Annotated in this window: 1 protein-coding gene; it reads left to right on the forward strand. The window is 57.8% G+C overall.

Annotation, left to right across the window (positions count from 1 at the left end; translation table 11 throughout):
• Positions 1-9: 9 nt before the first annotated feature.
• A partial coding sequence (locus ACFRAK_RS29185; protein WP_394573226.1) for an amidohydrolase occupies positions 10-1,206 on the forward strand: 1,197 nt, incomplete at its 3' end.

Consider the following 1,206-nt stretch of genomic DNA (forward strand, 5'->3'; position numbering starts at 1 on the left):
GTAGCAACGCTGTATACCCACGGTAGACTCTTTCAACAGTCACCAGGATCACTCGGTATCGATTCGATATACGTTGAGGACGGAAAAATCAAAGCTATCGGCTCGGCAGCCGAACTGCGGCTCCAGCTCACCGGCAAAAGTTATAACACTGTCGATTGGGACGGCGCCTATGTACTGCCTGGCCTTGTCGATGCCCACATGCATTTGGGGCTGCATGGCCTCAAGCTGAGCATGCTGGACTTCACGAACGCCTCTTCCAAAGAGGAAATGCTGCATATGGTCCGCGAGCGCGCGGCCCTCACGCCGCCCGGTGAATGGATTCTGGGTCTGAACTGGAATGAGAATCATTTCGACGCCGGTCAGACTCCCCATCGGGATGAGCTCGATGCCGTAACCGACCAGCACCCTGTCTATTTGACCCGGACCTGCTTCCATGCCTTTCTCGCCAACTCCGAGGCTTTTCGCAGAGCCGGCGTAGCCGAGGATATCACTGATACCCCCTCAGGCAGCTTTGGACGAGATGCGGATGGGCGGCTGAACGGATGGATTTACGAGAATGCCTCCATGCCTTTCACTAACGCCCAGCCCCAGCCGGAGCCGAATCAATTGAAGGCAGCGATCGAGATCGCCGCGCGTGATGCGCTCCGGCTCGGCCTCACGGCGGCCCATACCGAGGATCTGCGACTTCTGGGGAGTGTAGAATTGATGCTCCGCATCCAACAGGAGTTAAGAGAAGAAGGGTTGCGTTTCCGTACACACCAGCTCATGTTCCATGGTTTCATGGATGAGATCCGGGAGCTTGGCATGCAAGTGGGCAGCGGCAGTGACTGGTACCGAATCGGAGCGGTCAAGCTGTTTGCCGACGGTGCAGTGGGAGGCCGAACCGCGTTCTTGCAGGAACCCTATTCCGACCATCCCGGCACGCGCGGCCTTGCGATGCACACGCCTGCTGAGCTGCAGGCTATCGTGGGACAAGTCAGGGAACTCGGTTATCCCGTGGCGTTCCATGCCATTGGAGACGGTGCGGCGGAGATGATGGCAGATGCCCTGGAACTACATCCACTGAGCCCCGATTTCCGATTCCCGGACCGGTTCATTCACGCACAGATCGTGCAGCCGCAAACCGTGCAGCGGATGATGCCGATGAATCTAGCCGTCGATATTCAGCCCCGGTTTGTCCCTAGTGATTTCCCCTGGGTACAAGAT

The organism is Peribacillus sp. NPDC056705, from assembly GCF_043656335.1.